This is a genomic window from Microbacterium yannicii, assembly GCF_024055635.1.
Taxonomy (GTDB): domain Bacteria; phylum Actinomycetota; class Actinomycetes; order Actinomycetales; family Microbacteriaceae; genus Microbacterium; species Microbacterium yannicii.
Genome location: NZ_JAMXMB010000040.1, coordinates 267,079 through 285,630, shown reverse-complemented (window position 1 = coordinate 285,630; position 18,552 = coordinate 267,079). Strand labels below are relative to the sequence as shown.

Genomic DNA, 18,552 nt, shown 5'->3' with positions numbered 1-18,552 from the left:
TCAGTTCTGCCTGTGGATCTGTTGGCCTTTGATCAACGGGTAGTCGACCAGGGTGGTTCCGTCGAGATCTTCCCTGTGCATGTCGACGGCGGTGATCTGACTATTCTCGTAGGTCGTGTAGTAGTAGATCCCCTGGTCGGTGTTGCAACAAGACGAGTAGATCGTGATCTCGAATTCGTCTTCGCCGCCGACGTGCACGCACCCGCGTTGCTGCGCAACGGACCCGAGGATCTGGAAGAACTGGCTGATCGACTCTGATTCGGACTCTCCCGCCACGGAATTCATCCTCGTGAACACCGCTTTTGCAAAGCGGGACGCCGACGACAGGTCGCCCGGAAGCCCGATGGCGCCCATTCCTCGGCTATACGTGTCGAACTGTACCCCCTTGGCGAAATGGTTCTCAGGAGGATACGTGGACAGGTGCATGTAGTTGTTGAGATTGAAGCGCTGGATATCGAACGTCGGGTTGTTCGTGAGCACTCCGAACGGATTGTCGTAGACGCGTAGTCCTTCTTTCACGCTTTCGACGATGATCGACTGGGATTTGTCCGCAATGATCCAGTGCAGCGGAGACAGGGGGAAAGTCTTGCTGAATGAGAGCTTCAACAGACTGATGCCTGCGAGAGCCGTCTTCACTTCCTCGACCGTCTCGAACTGCCCGAGGATCCATGGGATGAACTCGAAGGGAGTGATGTTCGTCTTGTCGGAAGCTTCGGGCTTGTAGTCCGCGTTGTCCGGAAAGTTCAGGCCCGCCATGCCCAGTCCTTTTTCGTTCGCCCCGTCGTAGTACAGCGGATACCCCTCGGCGATCGTCGCGATGCCTACGATCGCGTGGTGCGTCGTGAGCGTCGCCGCCCTTCGGAACTCGAACGGGAAGTTCCGCGGCGTGACGGTCACGGTCTCGTTGTAGGAGAACTCCAGGTCGAGATTCCGACCAAAATAGTGGTCCTTCGTCGTGTAGCTCAGTCCGGTGCACATACGGCTTTCTCCCGTTTCATTCGATCGGATTCTGAGAAGCCCCTCCCGGGTCATGCCTATCAGGATCGTCAATTGCGTGCCAGAGAGTGGCGCGCGAGGTCGCCACCGTCCGTCAGATCAATCGCCCGCAACTCGATCCCGATCGGGCGAGGAGGCTGACGTGCGCGATGGTGCTCGGATAGCGTCGGAGTTATGACTGATGCGGCAGCTCTCCGGTTGATCGCCCGCGATGCGTACACCTTCGGGTACGCGATGATCGAGAACTATCGCACGCTGTACGAGCAGGCCGTCGATGCTCAGGATCCCCGTTTCACCGGGGGGTTCGGGAGCTACCGGCACTATTCGGAGCCGTTCACCCCGGCGAACACCGACATCGTGACGCCGAACAACGACACCCCGTACTCGTGGGGTTGGTTCGATCTGCGGGCCGAGCCGTGGGTGATCACGGTGCCGGCGATCGACCGGTTCTACATCCTCCCGTTCCATGACCTCTACACGGTGTACGCGGGGTACGTCAGCGCGGCCACCACCGGCACCGGTCCCGGCCGCTATCTCCTTGCCGGCCCGTCATGGACGGGCGGCACGCCCGAGGAGTTCGACGGGGTGATCACCGCCTCCACGGATTTCGTCGGCTGCCTCGGGCGCACCGCGTTCACCGATGGCGACGTCGATGAACTGCGGCGCATTCAGCATTCCTATTCGGCCGTCCCGCTGTCGCAGCACCTGGGCGCGCCGACACCCGCCGCCGAGCCGCTGTCGTGGCCGACCTGGGACGAGGCCGCGGCCACCGACATCCGCTTCTACGACTATCTCGACTATCTCCTGCAGTTCGCGCCCGCGCTGGAGGAAGACCGCGACATCAGGGATCGCATGGCATCGGTCGGCCTCGATGGTCGTGGCGCGTTCCGCACCAGCGACCTCGATGACAACCAACGGGCGGCGTTCGAACAGGGCCTGGCCGACGGCATCGCCCACCTCGACGACGTCGCCTCCCATGCTTCGAACTCGACCGGACTGTTCGGCACCCGGGAGGAGATGGCGGGCGCGTACGACAACCGCAACGTCGGTGCGAAGAAGGGACTCTACGGGCTTCCTCCGGCGATCGCCTGGTACGGCGGCTGGCTCGTCGACTCCGCCGGCAACCACATCACCGGCGCCACCGACTACACGATCACGTTCACCGCCGATCAGCTCCCCAAAGCCCGGTTCTTCTGGTCGGCGACCCTCTACACGATCCCGCAGCGGCTGCTCAGCGCCAACGAGATCGACCGGTACTCCATCGGCGACCGCACCCCCGGCGTCCACTATGGCGAGGACGGATCGCTCACCCTCCACGTGCAGCACGGCCGGCCGGCCGACCCGCTCGAGGCCGCGAACTGGCTGCCCGCCCCCGAAGGCCCTTTCACCGTCATCATCCGCGCCTACGGCGGCGACACCGCGATCGCCGAAGGCACATACCGCCTCCCCGCCATCACCCCACGCTGACCCCGCATTTTGTCTCCGAGAGGCCCGCAATTCCGCGGATCTCGACCATGCTGATTCGCCGGATGCGACATGACTGCCTCATGTCGCAACCGGCGCTAGCGGTGTCGCACATCGAATGGCGCGTACGCGATTCTCCGACACGCCCGAGTCGAGTTCTCACCAGAATGCCCGCTCAGGATAGTTGCGGGCAGCGCCGACCGCACCCCGCCTCGCGACTGTTGGGGGCAGCTCCGGTGGCGCCGGCCGGGGATTCAGACTTCCGACCGTTGCTCCTGCTTGATGCGCTTCTTGACCTCGCGCTCGGCGAGTACGGGGACGAAGTCGCGGACCTTTGCATCGGTCAACTCCGCGCGGACGGCATCGACGATCTCGGTGGTCCGCTCCGCCGGGAAGTCGGCGTACTTCTGCGTCATCCTTTCCAGGATTTCGCGGAATGCGCTGTTTTCGTCGGTTCGCTTTTCGGCCACACGTCCTCCTCGGTTGCGGGTCGGTGCATCGTACCGGGCCTCGGTGTCCTGTCAGAGACCCGCCGAGTGGCACAGCGGGCGATCCTGTCACCCAAGTGGTCACAGCATGTTCGGAAGCTGCTCACTCAGAGTGGACAGCGGAGCGCCTAGCGTCTTCGCATGAGCGATCTGATCCCCGATCCTGATCTCGCGGAGACTGCCTTCGATGCCGACGCGTGGGAGGCTCCGACGTCCCTCGACGAGGAAGAGCACGACGCCGACAGCAGCTTCGATGAGCTGGATGTCGAAGAGGACCGGGCTCGCGAGCGCTGAGCTCCCGTGTCTCGTGCGGAGCTTCCGTGTCTCGTGGTGCCGTCAGAATGGGATCAGGAGAACAGGCAGTGGACGGAGGGCCCTTCGTGAGCGGCACCTATCCTCTCGCCGTGCCGGACTGCGGGCGTTTCGAGCGAGAACTCGCGAGCACACCTCCTACGCGGCTACGGCTCGCGTGGAAGGTGGTGCCGAATGGCGTCGCACGCCGCGACGTGGCGTGGCATCTTCTGCGCGAGATGCTGGAGCCCGGCGCCGAACTGTCGAATCCCTGTGTGCGCTGCGGCGGACCGCATGGTCCGGTTCGGACGACGGATGCCTCGGCCCGTCCTGCCGTCGCCTACGCGAGCGGCATCGCCGTCGCGGCGGTCGCCTCTCACGGTCCTGGCACATTCGCGATCGACGCCGAAGTCGAGACGGACGCGGTGAGGGACGCCGCGGGGTTGAACGGAATCCTCGGTGGTCGAGAAAGCGTTCGATTGCAAGACTGGGTGCGGGTGGAGGCTGCCCTCAAGGCGGATGGGCGCGGCCTCCGCGTCGACCCGGGCACCGTGACGGTCGAACTGGCCGGCGACCTGGGCTGGCGGGCCGTCGTCCCGGGCGGGCCGATCATCGCGGGATGGGACATCCACGGCCCACGGGGCCTCGTCATCAGTGCTGCATTCAGCGAGGCATCGGGGGCAGTTCCGCTCGATCCAGCCACGCCGTGAGCAGCACGTCGATGTCTGCGCCCGCGAGCCGTACGGCCAGAGCGCGGAAGTCCGCGGTCGTCACCGAATCGCCGGAGCCCGCGGTCGCCCACTCGCGCAGGAGCGCGGCGAAGGCGCCGTCCCCCATGTGACGTCGCAGCGCATACAGGGTCAGTGCGCCACGCTTGTAGACGCGGTCGTCGAACATCAGCGCGGGACCGGGAGCGGCCAGCACCAGATCCTGATCGAGCCCGGCGAGCCGGGCATGGTGTCGTGCCGCCTTCTCATGAACGGTCTGGCGGCCCGATGCCTCGGACCACATCCACTCGGCGTAGCAGGCGAAACCCTCGTTGAGCCAGATGTCCTGCCACCGTGCGACGCCGACACTGTTGCCGAACCACTGATGCGCCAGTTCGTGCGCCACGAGGCGCTCCGATGCCGGATCGAGATGGTTGGCGCCGAAGACCGCCATCCCCTGGGCCTCGAGCGGAATCTCGAGTTCGTCGGGAGTCACCACGAGGGTGCAGGCGTCCTGAGGATACGGGCCGAAGGCGGACTCGAACAGCTGCAGCATCCGCGTGACCGGCGCGAACGCCGTCGCAACCTCGTTTCGCAGTGCGGGCGGGTGGACGACCGTGATGGGGAAGCCGTCCGAGCCTTCGGAGTCCGCCAGCGTGGTGGAGACGTAGCGTCCGATGTGCAATGCCGTGAGGTACGTGGCGGTCGGCACCGCGGAACGGAACGTGCGGGCTTCGAACTGCCCGCGTCGCGCCGAGCCGATGAGAGCCCCGGTGGCGACCGCGGTGTAGCCGGCATCCGTGGCGACCGTGATCGAATAGAGGGCGCGATCGTCAGGACGGTCGTTGCAGGGGAACCACGTAGGTGCGCCGATGGGCTGGGAAGCCACGAGGGCGCCGTCCTCGAGTTCTTCGAAGCCGATGGTGCCCCAGCGTGTGCGCCGTGGCGCGGGCGCACCCGCGTACGTCACCTCGATGGAGAACCGCTCCCCCGGCTCCATCCGCCGCGGAAGCACGACCCGGAGCTTGCGCGGTCCCTGGGCGTAGGCCGTCCGGCGGTCGCCATCCACGCGCACCCGCGACGCGCGCAGCCCGATCAGATCCAACGCGATCGACGACGTCGCAACAGCCGCGACCGCATTGACGACAGCCCGCCCCTCGAGGCGGTTGGTGCGCACGCGGTACGAGAGGTCGAGCTCGTAGGACTCGACGTCGAAGGTCGGATCGCCGCTCTGCGGTGCGTACGGATCGTGGATGCTCACGATGTCGACTGGTACGCGCGCACCTTCACCGCACGCCACGGCCCGATCGGATTGCCGCTCCAGCGCGAGCCGACGGGCACGGTCTCGCCGCGCATCACGAGCGACGCGGGGCCGACCGTCGCATGCGCACCGAGCGTCGCCCCCGGCAGGATGACACTGTGCGGGCCGAGCGTCGCACCAGCCTCCAGTTCGACCGTGTCCATGCTCATGATTCGATCATGGAACAGGTGGGTCTGCACAACGCAGCCGCGATTGACCGCCGCGCCGTCACCCAGCGTGACGAGGTCGGGCTCGGGAAGCCAGTAGCTCTCACACCACACGCCACGTCCGATCCGAGAGCCGAGTGACCGCAGCCAGACCGCCAGAGCCGGCGTTCCCGAAGCGGCGCGCGCGAACCAGGGCGCCGCGACCATCTCCGTGAATGTGTCCGAGACCTCGGTGCGCCAGACGAAGCTCGACCACAGCGGCTGCTCGCCTGCGCGGATCGCGCCGACGATGAGCCATTTCGCCGCAGTCGACAGCCCTGCGGCCACCGCACCGGCTGCGAGCATCACGATGCCGGAGACGAGGAGGGTCCAGACGGGTCCCACGGTCTCCCACAGAGCCGCCAGGCCGAAGAGGACGCAGAGACCGATCGCACACGTGACGACGACAGGCACGAACCGGCCGAGTTCCCACAGCGTGCGCGCGATCCGGAGACCGAGCGTCGGCCGGTACGTGCGACTCTCGTCGCCCTCGGCCGACAGCCGGCGCAGCCGTACGGCCGGCGACCCAAGCCAGGACGACCCGGGCTTCGCCTTCAGCGGCGCGGACGACAGGACGGCGACGAGCCCGTCACGGGGCACGCGGTGGCCGGGCGCCGCCATCCCGGAGTTTCCGAGGAAGGCGCGTTTGCCGATCCGGACCGGTCCGAGCCGCATCCAGCCCCCGCGCAGCTCGTACGAACCCACCATGGTGTCATCGGCGAGGAACGCGCCGTCATCGATGCGCGTCATCGACGGGATGAGCAGGACAGTGGATGCCTCGACCTCGCGTCCGACACGCGCACCGAGAAGGCGCAGCCACACCGGGGTGAAGAGGCTCGAGTACAGCGGGAAGAGGACCGTGCGCGACGAGTCGAGCAGTCGTTCGATGCTCCAGGCCTGCCATCCGATCCGGCTGCGCACGGGGTGGGTGCCCTCGTGCAGCCCGATCGACAGCAGGCGCACCGCGACCACGACGGATGCCGCGAAGACGATACCCACCACGAGGACGGCGGGCACAAGCCACGCCAGGGCGCCGAGGAATGCGGCGGCGAGGGTCTCGGCATCCCGGATCCCTAGCGCGATCACCAGCGCGCCGACGGCGAACGACGCGATCGGGAGCAGGGCCAGCGCGACGGAGGAGACCGCGTATGCCCAGAGCCAGCGTGTCGGCGCCGGAGCCCGTTCGGCGGGCCAGCCGGACTCGACGCCGCCGACGCGCTCGGCCGGAGATCCGGCCCATGACTGGTCTGCCCGCACACGGCCGAACACGGCCGAGCCTGGCGCGATGTCGGCGCGCTGCCCGACCCTGGTGCCCGGAGCCAGTGTGCTACGGGCACCGATCGTCGCGTCGGCGCCGATGCGCACTTCCCCGACGCGAAGGACGTCGCCGTCGATCCAGGTGCCGGTGAGATCCACCTCGGGTTCGACGGCGGCGCCGTCGCCCAGTTCCAGCATCCCCGTGATGGGAGGCAGCGTGTGCATGTCGACACCGCGCCCGATCTTCGCGCCCAGCGCCCGCGCGTAGTAGGTGACCCACGGTGCGCCGGCGAGGCCGACGGCGTCGATCTGGTCGGCGATCTGCTCGGCCAGCCAGAGCCGCAGGTGCACGCTGCCGCCACGGGGATAGTCGCCCGGGCGCAGTCCCGCCAAGAGCAGTCGAGCCGCGACCACGGCGATGGCCATGCGCCCGAAGGGCGTCGCGAACACGGCCAACCCGATCAGGAGCACCCACCAGGGAGTGCTGGGCAGTGCTTCGAAGCCGGGCGCGAGCTGAAGCAGCGCACTGGCCGTGAGCAGGTAGAGCAGCCAGCGGATGCCGGTGATGATGAACAGCGGCACGCCGACGAGCGTCTGCACCCACTGTGTGGCGCGGGGTGTGGGCACGGGTCGGTGGAACGTCGCCGGTCCGTCGTCGTCCAGCGGCCCGAGGGCCCTGGCCATGGAACTCAGTCGCGGCACGTCGTAGATGTCGGCGACGGAGAATTCGGGCACGCGCACGCGTATCCGGGAGACCAGCTGCGCTGCCGCCAGTGACCCTCCCCCGAGGTCGAAGAAGTCGGCCGACCTACTCGGCACCGGCATGCCGAGCACGCTCTGCCATTGCTCCGCGAGCCAGGCCTCGGCGGGAGACAGTCCCGCCAGCGGCGCCTCGACGCCGGGCAACGGCCACGGCAGCGCCGCCCGATCGACCTTGCCGGATGTCCGCACCGGAAGCTCGTCGACGACGGCCAGCAGCGGCACGATAGCCGCCGGCAGGCGCTCGGCCAGCAACGCCCGGGCGTGCGCCCGGTCGAAGTTCTCGCCTTCGTTCGCGACGAGATAGCCGACGAGCACGGGAACGCCGGCATCGGTCGATCGCACCGCCGCCGCTGCCGCTGTGATCCCGGGGAGGTCCTGCAGCGCGGCTTCGACCTCGCCCAGTTCGATGCGGCGCCCGCCGACCTTCACCTGATCGTCGGCGCGGCCCACGAAGACGAGGCCCTCGGGCTCGTAGCGCACGAGGTCGCCGGAGCGGTAGGCACGTTCCCAGCCGAGGGTCGGCATCGGCGCGTACTTCTCGGCATCCTTCGAAGGATCGAGGTAACGCGCCAACCCGACACCGCCGATGATGAGCTCGCCGATGTCGCCCTCGGCGACACGCGCACCATCGGCGTCCACCACGGCGAGCGCCCAGCCGTCGAGCGGAAGCCCGATGCGCACGGGGCCGGCGTCGAGCGGCGCCGCGCAGGCGACGACGGTCGCCTCGGTGGGACCATACGTGTTCCACACCTCCCGACCGTCGGCGGCGAGGCGGGCGGCGAGTTCCGGAGGGCAGGCCTCACCGCCGAAGATCAGCAGCCTCACGTTCTCGATGGAGTCCTCGGGCCACATCGCGGCCAGGGTCGGAACGGTCGAGACCACCGTGATGCCCTGCCGGATGAGCCACGGGGCGAGATCCTCACCGGAGCGGACGAGTGCGCGAGGTGCGGGTACGAGGCACGCGCCGTGCCGCCATGCCAGCCACATCTCTTCGCAGGACGCGTCGAATGCGACCGAGAGTCCGGCAAGAACCCGGTCGCGCGGGCCGAGCGGCGCGTTCTGCAGGAACAGGCGTGCCTCGGCGTCGACGAACGCGGCCGCCGAGCGGTGGGTGACGGCCACTCCCTTCGGCACACCAGTGGAACCGGACGTGAAGATGATCCACGCGTCGTCCGTCACCTCCGGCGGTGGAACGGTGACGACCGCATGAGTGCTGGGATGTGGTGCATCACCCGAGAACAGTGGAGCGGATGCCGACACCTCGGCAGCGTCGTCGGCCTGCGCCTCAGCGGAGGTGTAGCCGTCGTCAGTGATGACTCCGCGGACCCCGGCCTCGCCGAAGACGAGGCGCGCGCGCTCGTCGGGATCGTCCACGTCCACCGGAACGTACGCAGCACCCGCGGCGAGCACGGCGAGGATGGCGATATACAGCTCCTTCGAGCCGGACGGGACGCGAACACCCACCCGGTCACCACGACGAACGCCTGCGTCGTGGAGTTGCGCGGCGGTGCGCCCGACACGGGCCATCAGATCTTGGTAGCTGAGCGACCCGGACCCGTCGTCGAGGGCGGATGCTTCGGGATGCCGAGCCGTCGTCTCGCGCAGGATGTCGAGAAGGGTCCGGCTCGGGGTCGCTACCCCGGACCTGTCGAGTTCGAGCTGCTCTGGCCGCTCCCCCACCGGCGGCACCTCAGGACAGGAGCGCGACGAGCTGCGCTTTGCTGAGGCGCGAGTATCCCGTCTTGCCGGCCGCCCTCGCGCGGTCCCTCAGCGTGGCGACCGTGAGCGATGAGAGCTCGGATGCGCCCCCTTCGCCGGCGGGCGAAGCGGCGCGCGACGACTTCGCCCGCGGTGAGGCGGGGGCGGTCGGGGCGGTCGATGACGCGGTGGCGGTCTTCCGGCCGGACGCAGGTCGTACGGGCGTCTTGCGCGCGGGCGCCTTGGTCGCCGTGGCGTCGACGGGCGGTGCCGACTCGGTCGCCGGGGGCGCTGTCGCGCCGGATGCCGGGCTCGACTCCGCGGCGTCCGTCTGGGCGGGACCAGCCAGCTCGTTCTCGAGCGCCAGCTGCGCCGCCGCTGCTTCGCGGTCCGCGCGCTCGGCCGCCTTCGCCGCCTTCGCGGCTTCCTTCTTGGCTGCCTTCGCTTGCGCGGCGCGCTCCTCGGCCTCGGCGGTCACCCGCTCGGCTTCGACCGCGGCGCGCTCGGCTTCCGCCCGCAGACGTGCCTTCTTCTCGGCCTTGGCAACGGCTTGGGCCGTCGCCTTGACGAGCTTGTCCGCCGCTCGCGTGGCGCGCTTGGCAACCTTGCCGGGCGACTTTCGAAGCGCCTTCCTCGAGACATCAGCGGCGTCTCTGGCGTCCTCGGAGAGCTCGCGCAGCTTCTTGGCTGTCTTGCCCGGCAACTCCTTGGCCGCCTTCTTCGCCTGCTTCGCCGCGATGGCGGCATCCTCCATCGCGTCCAGCGCCTGGCGCTGTGCCTTCGTCGTCTTAGCCATGGGCGCACCTTAGCGTGGGCGGGTTAACGGACGCCGTGGCGCCCTCTCACGAGGACACGTGAATGCTGCGGGCGATGCGCACTTGTCCCGCGGCCGAGGCGTCCGCTGCCTGATGGGGCTACTTCAGGCCGGAGCGCACGAACGCGTCGACGACGTAGCGCTGCAGGAAGACGTAGATCAGGAGCACGGGTACGCACGCGAGTCCGGCGGCGGCCATCGTTGCACCCCAGTTGTTGCCCTCGGCGGAGAGGAAGCTCCGCACGCCGACCTGGATGAGGGCGTCGCCCTGTCGCATGATGAGCGCCGGCCACAGGTACTCGTTCCACGCCGAGATGAACCCCATGATGCCGAGCGCCGCGAGCGCCGGCTTCATGTTCGGCACGACGACGGTCCACAGCGTGGACCAGCTCGAGCGGCCGTCGAGCTGGGCGGCCTCGAGCAGTTCGCGCGGGAAGGCGCGCATGTGCTGGACCATGAGCAGCACGGCGAAGGCGCCGGCGAGCTGCGGCACGATGACGCCGCCGACGGTTCCGAGCAGTCCCATCTGAGAGACGAGGAGGTAGTTCGGGATCATCGTCACCTGGAACGGCACCAGCCATGAGCCGATGAACAGGAACATGAGGAACTTGCTGCCGACGAAGTCCCAGACTGCGAAGCCGTAGGCAGCGAGGATCGCGATGAACAGCTGCACCGCCGCGAGGATGAGCGACATCACGAAGGTGTTGACCAGCATGCTGCCGATCGGGACGGTGTTCCACACGTATGCGAAGTTCTCGAAGCTCAGGGGCCATGGCAGGAGCGTCTGGTCGAGCGCGTCGCCCGGCGCGCGCAGCGCGGTGGCGAACATCCAGTAGACGGGGAACACGCTGAACAGTGCGAGGGCGACGAGGATCACGTGGCCCACGATGACCCCGGCGTGGCTGCGCGAGCCGACCGCGAGGTCTTCGACCTTGGATTGCAGGGTGTTGGCGCGACCGGTGACGGCGACCGGTGCGGCGACGGCGACGAATGCCATGTCGTGGTTCTCTCAGTTGTCGTAGAAGCTCAGACGGTCCTGCAGCTCGAGGAAGACGAGCGCGATGACGCCGAAGCCGAGGAAGAAGATGACCCCCGCCGCCGACGAGATGCCGGTGTCGAAGTTCTGGAAGCCGAACTGGTAGAGCAGGTAGTAGATGTTGGTCGTCGAGTTGGTCGGCCCGCCCTGGGTGAGCAGGTCGATGATCGGATAGGTCCACTGCGCCGCCAGCAGGATCGTCATGAGGGCGAGGAAGACAATGGTCGGCGACAGCAGTGGCAGCGTGATGCGGCGCGTGATGGTGCCCGTTCCGGCGCCGTCGAGCGAGGCGGCCTGACCGTACTCGGGGCTGATGCCCGCGAAGCCCGCCGCGACGACGAGGACGCCGAAGCCGAGCATCTGCCAACCGACGATCACGACGACCGCCCAGATGGCGAGATCTGCGTCGCGGAAGACGTTCGGCATGTCGATGCCGGCGCCGGCGAGGATCGTGGCGATAGCACCCTGTTCCGCGAACAGCCAGCGCCACACGGCGCTCGTCGCAACCGGTGTGACGAGGAAGGGCACGAAGATCAGCGCCTGGTAGAAGGTGCGCATGCGGCCGCGCACCTGCCGCGCGAGCATCGCTATGGCGATCGGCAGCACCAGCGAGAAGACCAGGAACGCTGCGACGTAGATCACGGTGTTGACGATCGCCGTGTGCAGCTCGGGCAGCTGCGCGACCTCCACGTAGTTATCCAGGCCGACGAAGGTCTTCGGGCTGGTCGGCAGGAGGTTCCAGTCGTAGAACGACAGCCCGAAGGTCTGGACCAGCGGGCTGTAGGTCCACAGCAGCAGGAACGCGATCCCGGGCAGGACGTAAAGGTAGGGGACGAGCCGCGCGGGGCGGATCCGACGCCGGTGAGGCGTCGGATCCGCGGTGCCGGCGACGGCTCCCGAGGGAGCAGCGACGGTGACGAACATGGCGGAAGTGCCCTACTCCTGCACAGACGCGTTGACGACCGCGAGCTGCTGTTCCGCGCTGAGCTTCATGTACGACTCCAGCATCTCGGGCGTCATCTCGTAGACGGTCGGGAACTGCCCGATCGGCACCACCGAGTGCAGCACCCGGTCGCCATATACGTGCACGAGGTTGTACGACTGAGCGCCGTCCTGCCCTCGGGCGCCGGGGTACACGACGTTGAGGTCCTGCGTGTAGCAGGTGGCGGACGCGACCGACACCGGCACGCCGGCGAAGGTGCTGTGGGTCGAGTAGTGGAGGTGACCGCCGAGGATGCCGCGGACGTCGGTTCCTGCGATGACCTCGGCGAACTTGTCCTGATCCTTCAGCTCGACGAGCGCCAGGAGTCCCAGCGGGCTCGGGACGGGCGGGTGGTGGAGGGCGATGAGCGTGCCGTCGGGTGCGGGCACCTCGAGCTCGCGACGCAGCCACTCCAGCTGCTCGTCTGAGATCTCGCCGTAGTGCTGGCCCGGCACCGTCGAGTCCAGCGCGATGATGCGCAGCCCGTTGATGTCGAACACCCGGTCGACGGGCTCGGACTGCTCGCCATCCTCGTCCAGCAGCCCGCGCCGGAACGCCACCCGCTCGTCGTGGTTGCCCATCACCCAGATCACCTCGGCGCCGAGCTTCTCCGCCGCGGGCTCCACGAGCGCGCGGAGCCGCTCGTACGCGTCGGCGCGACCTTTGTCGGCGAGGTCGCCGGTGAAGACGATCGCCTCGGGGCGCGCGTTGGACTTCGCGAAGCCGTCGAACAGCTCCGCGAGGTTCTTGTCGGAATCGATGCGCTCGTGCAGCAGGTCGCCGTCGCCGACGAAGTGGGTGTCGGACACGTGGAGGATGAAGTGCTCGGGCGTGGGGTGCTGCGGCCGGATTTCGGTCATGGGATTCTCCGTTCGGGATGGTGTGTCAGTCGATGAGTGCGCCGGTGAGACGCTCGAGTTCGGCGGCGGTGAGTCCCTGCGCCCGCAGGTAGGCAGCGACTGAACCGTGCTCGCGCTCGATGCGATCCAGCAGTGCGGTCATGATCGGGGCTGGGCTCGCGGTAACGAGTTCGACGATCTCGGGGGTGAGGTGGTGACCTCGGTCCTGGAAGGTGCGCAGCATGGCGTCGGCCCACTCCCCGCGCAGGTTGTCCGACGTCTGCGCGTAATCGGCCACGACCTCGTCGCGATCGACGCCGACGGCGCGCAGGGCGAACGCGACCACGAGTCCCGTGCGGTCCTTGCCCGCCGTGCAGTGGACGAGCACCGCCTCGTCGTCGGCGGCGTCTGCGATCACCCGGATGGCGGCGACGAGGTGTGCGCCGCGCTCGTCGACCATGTGGTCGTATATCGGCGCGAGCCCGATCGGGACACCCGCCTGCACCGCCGGAGCCGCGTCGTCGAAGACCGGCAGATGATGCACCCGTGCGTCGAGCCCGTCGAGCAGGCTCGGCGCCGTGCGCCGCTCGTCGGTGCCGCGCAGGTCGACGATGTGCGCGATGCCGAGCTCGGTGAGCCGGGCCCGCCCAGCAGCGTCAATCCGGTGCAGTGCGTCCGAGCGGAAGAGCTTGCCCCAGCGGGTCGTGCCGGCGGCGGCGTGGTAGCCGCCGGTGTCGCGCAGGTTGTAAACGCCCGGCACGGTGTGCAATCGCACCGGCGCTTCGGCGAGGGTCTCGTCGGCGGTGGTCATTTGATCAGCTCCTGGGCGCGGTCAGCGGCATCCGTCATCGCGTCCTTCGCGTCGGCACCGTAGAAGATCGACTCCTCGATGGCGGTCGCCAGCACCTGATCGACCTGTGCGTAGCTGTCACCGGGATACGAGACCCACGGTTCGAGGTCGTCGAGCTGAGCGAGGTTCGGCTTGACCAGCGGGTTCTTCTCCACCCAGTCGTATAGCGGGCCACCCTCCTCGGTCAGGGTCGTCCGCAGCGGGAGATAGCCGATCTCGGTCGAGATGAGCTCGTAGGCCCGCGGGCTGGTCATCCACTGCATCAACTCCCAGGCGGCCGCCTGCTTGGCTGGGTCGCTCGCGAACATCGCGAGGAACGAACCGGAATTGGTCGGCACGACCGGCTGGTCGTCGAATGCGGGCAGCGGGCGGGCGTCGAGCGTCCAGCCGCCGGCCTGCGAGCCCTGCATGAAGGCGCCCTGCAGCGCCGACGTGTTGACGTGGATAGCTGTCTTGCCCTGCGCGAACGCCTCATACTGCGACGTGGAGTCCTCGTTGGTGAGGATGCCGTCGTCGTACATGTCACGGAACACCTGCACCGTGTCGATCGCCGAATCGGAGCCGAACTCGATCGTGGAGCGGTCGTCGCTCAGCACCTGGGCGTCGTTGGACCGGAACAGACCCTGCATGCACCAGCTGCCGCCGGTCACCACACACGTGACGCTCATCGACGGCGCGCCGGTCGAGGCCGTGATCTGCTCGGCCGCCGAGGCCACGGCATCCCATGTCGAAAGGTCGACCGTCGCCGGATCGAGGCCGGCCGCTTCGAACTTCGCCTCGTCGATCCACAGGATGGGCGTCGAGAAGACGTAGGGCAAGCCGTACGTCTGGCCGTCCCAGTCCGCAAGCGTGCGGGCGCGTTCGTGATACGGATACTCTCCCCCGAACTCCTCGTCGAGGCCGTCCTCGCCCACGAGGGCCGTGAGGTTCTGAGCCCCGAGCGTGGTGGCCGCGAAGTCGAGCTCGTTGAACGTCAACTGTGCGACGTCGGGTGGGTCGCCGGCGAGCACCTGCTTCTGCACGCTCGCGGCGGTGCCGCTCGCCGAGTCGCTGGGCTGGCCGACGACCGTGATGTTCGGGTGCTCCGTCATGAACTCGTCGAGCAGGCTGTTGATCGTGTCGGACCAGATGCCGGCGTTGCTGAGGTTGTAGGACTCGAACGTGATCTCGACCTTCTGGTCGTCGTCGAGCTGGGCGAGGCCGGCAGCCGGGGCGGCGCCGGTCGCAGCGGCTCCGGCGCAGCCGCTGAGGGCGGCGATGCTGAGCGCGGCGAGCGACGCGAGCCCGACGCGGCGGGTGCGGGTGTTCATGTCGTGGTTCTCCTATTTCGGGTGGGCTGGATGTATGGGTCAGGCGGTGACAAGCGGTGCAGACTGGCGGGCGACGGATGCCGCAGACGGGTGTTCGGCCGGGAGCTCGGCGCCCCCGCGCGCGACGGAGCCGTCGTCGCCCTCGGCGGCGGTGTCGACGACCCATTCGAGTCGTCGACCGGAGGCGCGCTCGAAGAGGTGCACGTGCTCCGCGGCAGCGCGCAGAGTGAGCTGTTCGCCGACCGACAGGTGAACGTCGCGGGATGTCCGCATATGGATGCGGGAGGGGCCGGTGGCGAAGGTGAGGATCTGCTCCCCGCCGAGGTTCTCGACGATCTCGACGGTGCCGTCGAGAAGGATCCCATCGCGCTTGTCCGACAGAGCGGCGATCTCGAGGTGCTCGGGGCGGACGCCGACGACGACGTCGAGGTCGCCGGTGTCGCCGGGCCAGAGGTCGCCGGCCAGTCCCTTGCCCGACAGCGACACGATTCCTTCGCGGCCGATGACCTGCGCGTCGAGGAGGTTCATCGCGGGGCTGCCGAGGAAGCCGGCAACGAACACGGACTCGGGGCGGTCGTAGACCTCTTCCGGTGTGCCGTACTGCTCGATGGCGCCGGCATTCAGCACGACGATCTTGGTCGCCATCGTCATCGCCTCGACCTGATCGTGGGTGACGTAGACGAAGGTGGCGTTCAGGCTCCGGTGCAGCGCGGTCAGCTCGTGGCGCGTCTGCGTGCGCAACTTGGCATCGAGGTTCGACAGCGGCTCGTCCATGAGGAACGCCTTGGGGTTGCGCACCAGCGCGCGCCCGACGGCGACGCGCTGGCGCTGGCCGCCGGACAGCTCTTTCGGCTTGCGGTCGAGCAGGTGACCGATCTCGAGGGAATCGGCGACGTCCTGCACCCGGCGCTGGATCTCCTCTTTGCCCAGCCGCTGGACCTTCAGCGGAAAGGCCAGGTTCTTCCGCACACTCAGGTGCGGGTAGAGCGCATAGCTCTGGAAGACCATCGCGAGGTCGCGCTTCTTCGACGGCAGCTCGGTGATGTCGGCGCCGTCGAGCAGGATGCGGCCCGTCGTCGGTTCGAGCAGGCCGGCGATCATCCGCAGCAGTGTGGTCTTGCCGCAACCGGACGGTCCGAGCAGGACGACGAACTCGCCGTCCGCGATCGTCAGGTCGATGTCGCGGACGGCAGCGGTGCTCTTGAAGCTGCGCCCGATGCCTGAAAGCTGGATCGTGCCCATGAGTCGCTTTCTGCAAGCGACTTACCGCGCGGGTCCCTCCCGCGAAATTCGCTTGCTTAGCGATTCAAAGATGCGAAAGTGAATTGCAGGCAAACCCGGCGTCAACGTTCGGCGGTGCCGTCGCGAACATCGATGGCGGCGTCCGGCTCACCCCCGGGTTCCGCCGACTCCGCGGGCATGTCCTCGGCGACGATGCCGAGCACCTCTTCGCGTACGGCCGCCCTCGCCTTCTCCGCGGCATCCGTCATCCGCTCCGCAACTGCGATCTGAAGCGCCGTGAGCAGGAGAAGCTGGACGAGGCCGCTGCCGAGTGTGCCCCGGTCCCAGGCCTGGAACCGGGCGCCGCCGACGAGCAGCAGATCTGCATGCTCGGCGATCGGTGCGCGAGCGAAGCCCGTCACACCGATCACGGTGGCGCCCGCATCCGCTGCCGCCGCGGCCGACGCGAGGGTGACCGAGTTCGCGCCACTCGAGCTCACCACGAGGCATACGTCGCCTGGCCCGAGCACGCTCGCGGTCAGCTGCTGCACGACTCCGTCGCTGGGCGCCTCGCACGAACGCCCATTCATGATGAAGTTCACGGCCACGGCCTGCGCTGCCGGATGCGATCCGCCGGTGCCGACCACGAGCACACGTGGCGCACGCGCGACGGCGTCCGCAGCCGCGTCGAAGGCCCCGGGATCGACCGAGGCCAGCGAGCTGCGGAGGAGGCCGGCCGCACCGTCCGCGAGCGTAAGCAGCCAGCCCTCGGTGCCCTGGGGGCGCGCTTCCTCGTCCTGCGCGGCCGCACCGAGATCGCGAATAAGCAGCATCCGCATGTGCTGGAAGCCGCGGAAGCCCAGCGCCTGACTCGTGCGGCTGACCGTCGCAGGCGACGTGCCGGCGGCCTCAGCGAGGTCCGCGCCCGACATGTCGACGACTTCCTGAGGCCGCTCCGCGCAGATGCGGGCGACCCGCTGGGCGCTCGGGATCAGCGAAGGCAGCACGGAGAGGATGTGGTCGATGGTTCCGCCGAGCGGCGGTTCGGCAACGTGCGATTGCATGCTGTCGGGTCTATCACGCCGCGATCACGCGGGGAGGACGACACCCATCGCATCCAGGGCGAGGCGAGCCTGCTCGACCTGCAGGAATTCCAACTCGACGAGGTCGTGCGGCGCGCGGAAGAACGGAAGCGCCCCTCTCTCGTCGATCACGTACTCGACCACGCCGAGCTGGATGAGCCCCGGACCGACGACGTCGGCGCTCGCAGCGCTGCGATGCACGAACGCGGTCGAGGGCGCCGAGACGACGGGGACACCGCCGCGGTGCGTAAGGGCAAAGTGGTGCAGGTGCCCGCTGCCGTAGCCACGGACGTCGAGTGCCGCCAGCGCTGCCTCGAGCCGGGGCAGCGACGCCGGTCCGACCGACAGGCGTGGATCCTGCAGCTCTGGGGTGAGCGCCCACACCGGCTTGTGCGTAAAGAAAAGGGCGGGCCGGGCCCCGGCGAGCGTGGGGAGAGCATCGATCCAGTCCCACTGCTCATCTTCTTCGGGCAGCCCTGAGTCGAAGAGCTCGCTGTTGACTCCGATGACGACCCAGTCGCCGACTTCCTCGAGAAATCGATCCTCCCCGAAGTGCGCACGGAACGCGGCGACGCGCTCACTCGTGACCGGGCGATCTCCGAACGGCTTCTCGCCGGGCTCACCCACATCGTGATTGCCGGGAAGCACGCGCAGCGGTGCCGCGATCCCGGCGAGTACTTCACGCGCCGCGACACGATCTCGGTCCTCGTCGGGGTCGAGGATTGTCACGTCTCCGCTGTGGACGACAAAGTCGGGCTCCAGTGAATTGATGAACTCGACGATGCGCACAGCGTTGTCGGTGGGAGACCCACCGAGGTGACTGATGTGCGTGTCTGACAGCTGAACGATCTTCACGACTGCTCCAATGCATCGGCAGGATGTCGCGCAACGGCCGATCCGCGACGCCGCCACGATAAGGAAAGCGTGAGACGTCCATGCAAACGATCGGTGAATAGCTGGTTCACGATCTCCTTGCGCGCGGAAATCCGCTTCCCTCCGCACTACCGTGCGGTGCGTTGGATCTCGATCTCCCTCATTCCCGAGGTCGGTACCTCTACCGTGGGGGGCCGGGTTGCGGAGCCTCAACTGCTGGACTCCAAACAAGCCCGACCGCGGCATCGCTGACGAGCGCTAGCCTGCACGCACGAATCGGAGATCGAGGTGGCTGACGAGGCCGCAGCGGTGGAGTGGACGATCAGGGCTGCAACAGCGTTGCAGGGACGAATCGAGGTGCGAGCGCTGCAGGAGG

16 protein-coding genes are annotated in these 18,552 nt (G+C 68.0%); 3 read left to right on the top strand and 13 right to left on the bottom strand.

All coding sequences use genetic code 11. From position 1 onward, the window contains the following. Entirely contained in the window at positions 1 to 1,032 is a 1,032-nt protein-coding gene (bsh, locus tag NCG93_RS19085) for a choloylglycine hydrolase (protein WP_284444969.1), read from the bottom strand. Between the two features lie 138 nt (positions 1,033 to 1,170). On the opposite strand from bsh, the gene NCG93_RS19080 reads away from it, so the two are divergent. Further along, a complete protein-coding gene (locus NCG93_RS19080) occupies positions 1,171 to 2,463 on the top strand; it encodes a DUF1254 domain-containing protein (protein WP_194413298.1) in 1,293 nt (430 codons plus the stop codon). 251 nt (positions 2,464 to 2,714) lie between these two features. Here NCG93_RS19080 and NCG93_RS19075 read toward each other — a convergent pair whose 3' ends face one another. Beyond that, positions 2,715 to 2,930, bottom strand: a complete 216-nt coding sequence (locus NCG93_RS19075; RefSeq protein ID WP_194413297.1) for a three-helix bundle dimerization domain-containing protein — start codon at positions 2,928 to 2,930, stop codon at positions 2,715 to 2,717. Positions 2,931 to 3,089: 159 nt separating this feature from the next. Between NCG93_RS19075 and NCG93_RS19070 the strand changes: the two genes are divergently transcribed. Together NCG93_RS19070 and NCG93_RS19065 are read left to right on the top strand one after the other, a co-directional pair. Beyond that, positions 3,090 to 3,242, top strand: a complete 153-nt coding sequence (locus NCG93_RS19070) for a hypothetical protein (RefSeq protein WP_194413296.1) — start codon at positions 3,090 to 3,092, stop codon at positions 3,240 to 3,242. 86 nt (positions 3,243 to 3,328) lie between these two features. Next, positions 3,329 to 3,949 (top strand): 4'-phosphopantetheinyl transferase family protein, encoded by a 621-nt coding sequence (locus NCG93_RS19065; RefSeq protein WP_206687319.1) that lies wholly within the window; start codon positions 3,329 to 3,331, stop codon positions 3,947 to 3,949. On the opposite strand, the gene NCG93_RS19060 is transcribed toward NCG93_RS19065, so the two are convergent. The 11 genes from NCG93_RS19060 to NCG93_RS19010 all read right to left on the bottom strand — a co-directional run bounded on the left by NCG93_RS19060 (position 3,903) and on the right by NCG93_RS19010 (position 18,158). After that, complete coding sequence (locus NCG93_RS19060) at positions 3,903 to 5,207, bottom strand: M1 family metallopeptidase (RefSeq protein ID WP_194413295.1); 1,305 nt, start codon at positions 5,205 to 5,207, stop codon at positions 3,903 to 3,905. The two genes, NCG93_RS19065 and NCG93_RS19060, sit on opposite strands and share 47 nt — an antisense overlap. Further along, positions 5,204 to 9,151 carry a Pls/PosA family non-ribosomal peptide synthetase gene (locus NCG93_RS19055; RefSeq protein WP_194413294.1) on the bottom strand — a complete coding sequence of 1,316 codons (3,948 nt, stop codon included), beginning with the start codon at positions 9,149 to 9,151 and terminating at the stop codon, positions 5,204 to 5,206. Before NCG93_RS19055 ends, NCG93_RS19060 begins: the two co-directional genes overlap by 4 nt. A 10-nt stretch (positions 9,152 to 9,161) precedes the next feature. Next, positions 9,162 to 9,965: a hypothetical protein gene (locus tag NCG93_RS19050; protein ID WP_194413293.1), complete on the bottom strand. Its 804-nt coding sequence runs from the start codon at positions 9,963 to 9,965 to the stop codon at positions 9,162 to 9,164. A gap of 118 nt (positions 9,966 to 10,083) precedes the next feature. Next, positions 10,084 to 10,980: a carbohydrate ABC transporter permease gene (locus NCG93_RS19045; RefSeq protein ID WP_194413292.1), complete on the bottom strand. Its 897-nt coding sequence runs from the start codon at positions 10,978 to 10,980 to the stop codon at positions 10,084 to 10,086. Between the two features lie 12 nt (positions 10,981 to 10,992). Next, positions 10,993 to 11,943, bottom strand: coding sequence for a carbohydrate ABC transporter permease (locus tag NCG93_RS19040; RefSeq protein ID WP_194413291.1), 951 nt, complete (start codon positions 11,941 to 11,943; stop codon positions 10,993 to 10,995). Positions 11,944 to 11,955: 12 nt separating this feature from the next. Further along, complete coding sequence (locus NCG93_RS19035) at positions 11,956 to 12,861, bottom strand: phosphodiesterase (protein ID WP_194413290.1); 906 nt, start codon at positions 12,859 to 12,861, stop codon at positions 11,956 to 11,958. Positions 12,862 to 12,886: 25 nt separating this feature from the next. Beyond that, on the bottom strand, positions 12,887 to 13,651 hold the full coding sequence (locus NCG93_RS19030) for a tyrosine-protein phosphatase (protein ID WP_194413289.1): 765 nt from the start codon (positions 13,649 to 13,651) through the stop codon (positions 12,887 to 12,889). Further along, entirely contained in the window at positions 13,648 to 15,000 is a 1,353-nt protein-coding gene (locus NCG93_RS19025; protein ID WP_194413288.1) for an ABC transporter substrate-binding protein, read from the bottom strand. The genes NCG93_RS19030 and NCG93_RS19025 overlap by 4 nt, the downstream gene beginning before the upstream one ends. A gap of 39 nt (positions 15,001 to 15,039) precedes the next feature. Then, on the bottom strand, positions 15,040 to 16,242 hold the full coding sequence (locus NCG93_RS19020; protein WP_194413287.1) for an ABC transporter ATP-binding protein: 1,203 nt from the start codon (positions 16,240 to 16,242) through the stop codon (positions 15,040 to 15,042). Between the two features lie 101 nt (positions 16,243 to 16,343). Next, a complete protein-coding gene (locus tag NCG93_RS19015) occupies positions 16,344 to 17,285 on the bottom strand; it encodes a MurR/RpiR family transcriptional regulator (protein WP_194413286.1) in 942 nt (313 codons plus the stop codon). Positions 17,286 to 17,309: 24 nt separating this feature from the next. Continuing rightward, a complete protein-coding gene (locus NCG93_RS19010) occupies positions 17,310 to 18,158 on the bottom strand; it encodes a metallophosphoesterase family protein (RefSeq protein WP_194413285.1) in 849 nt (282 codons plus the stop codon). Positions 18,159 to 18,552 lie beyond the last annotated feature (394 nt).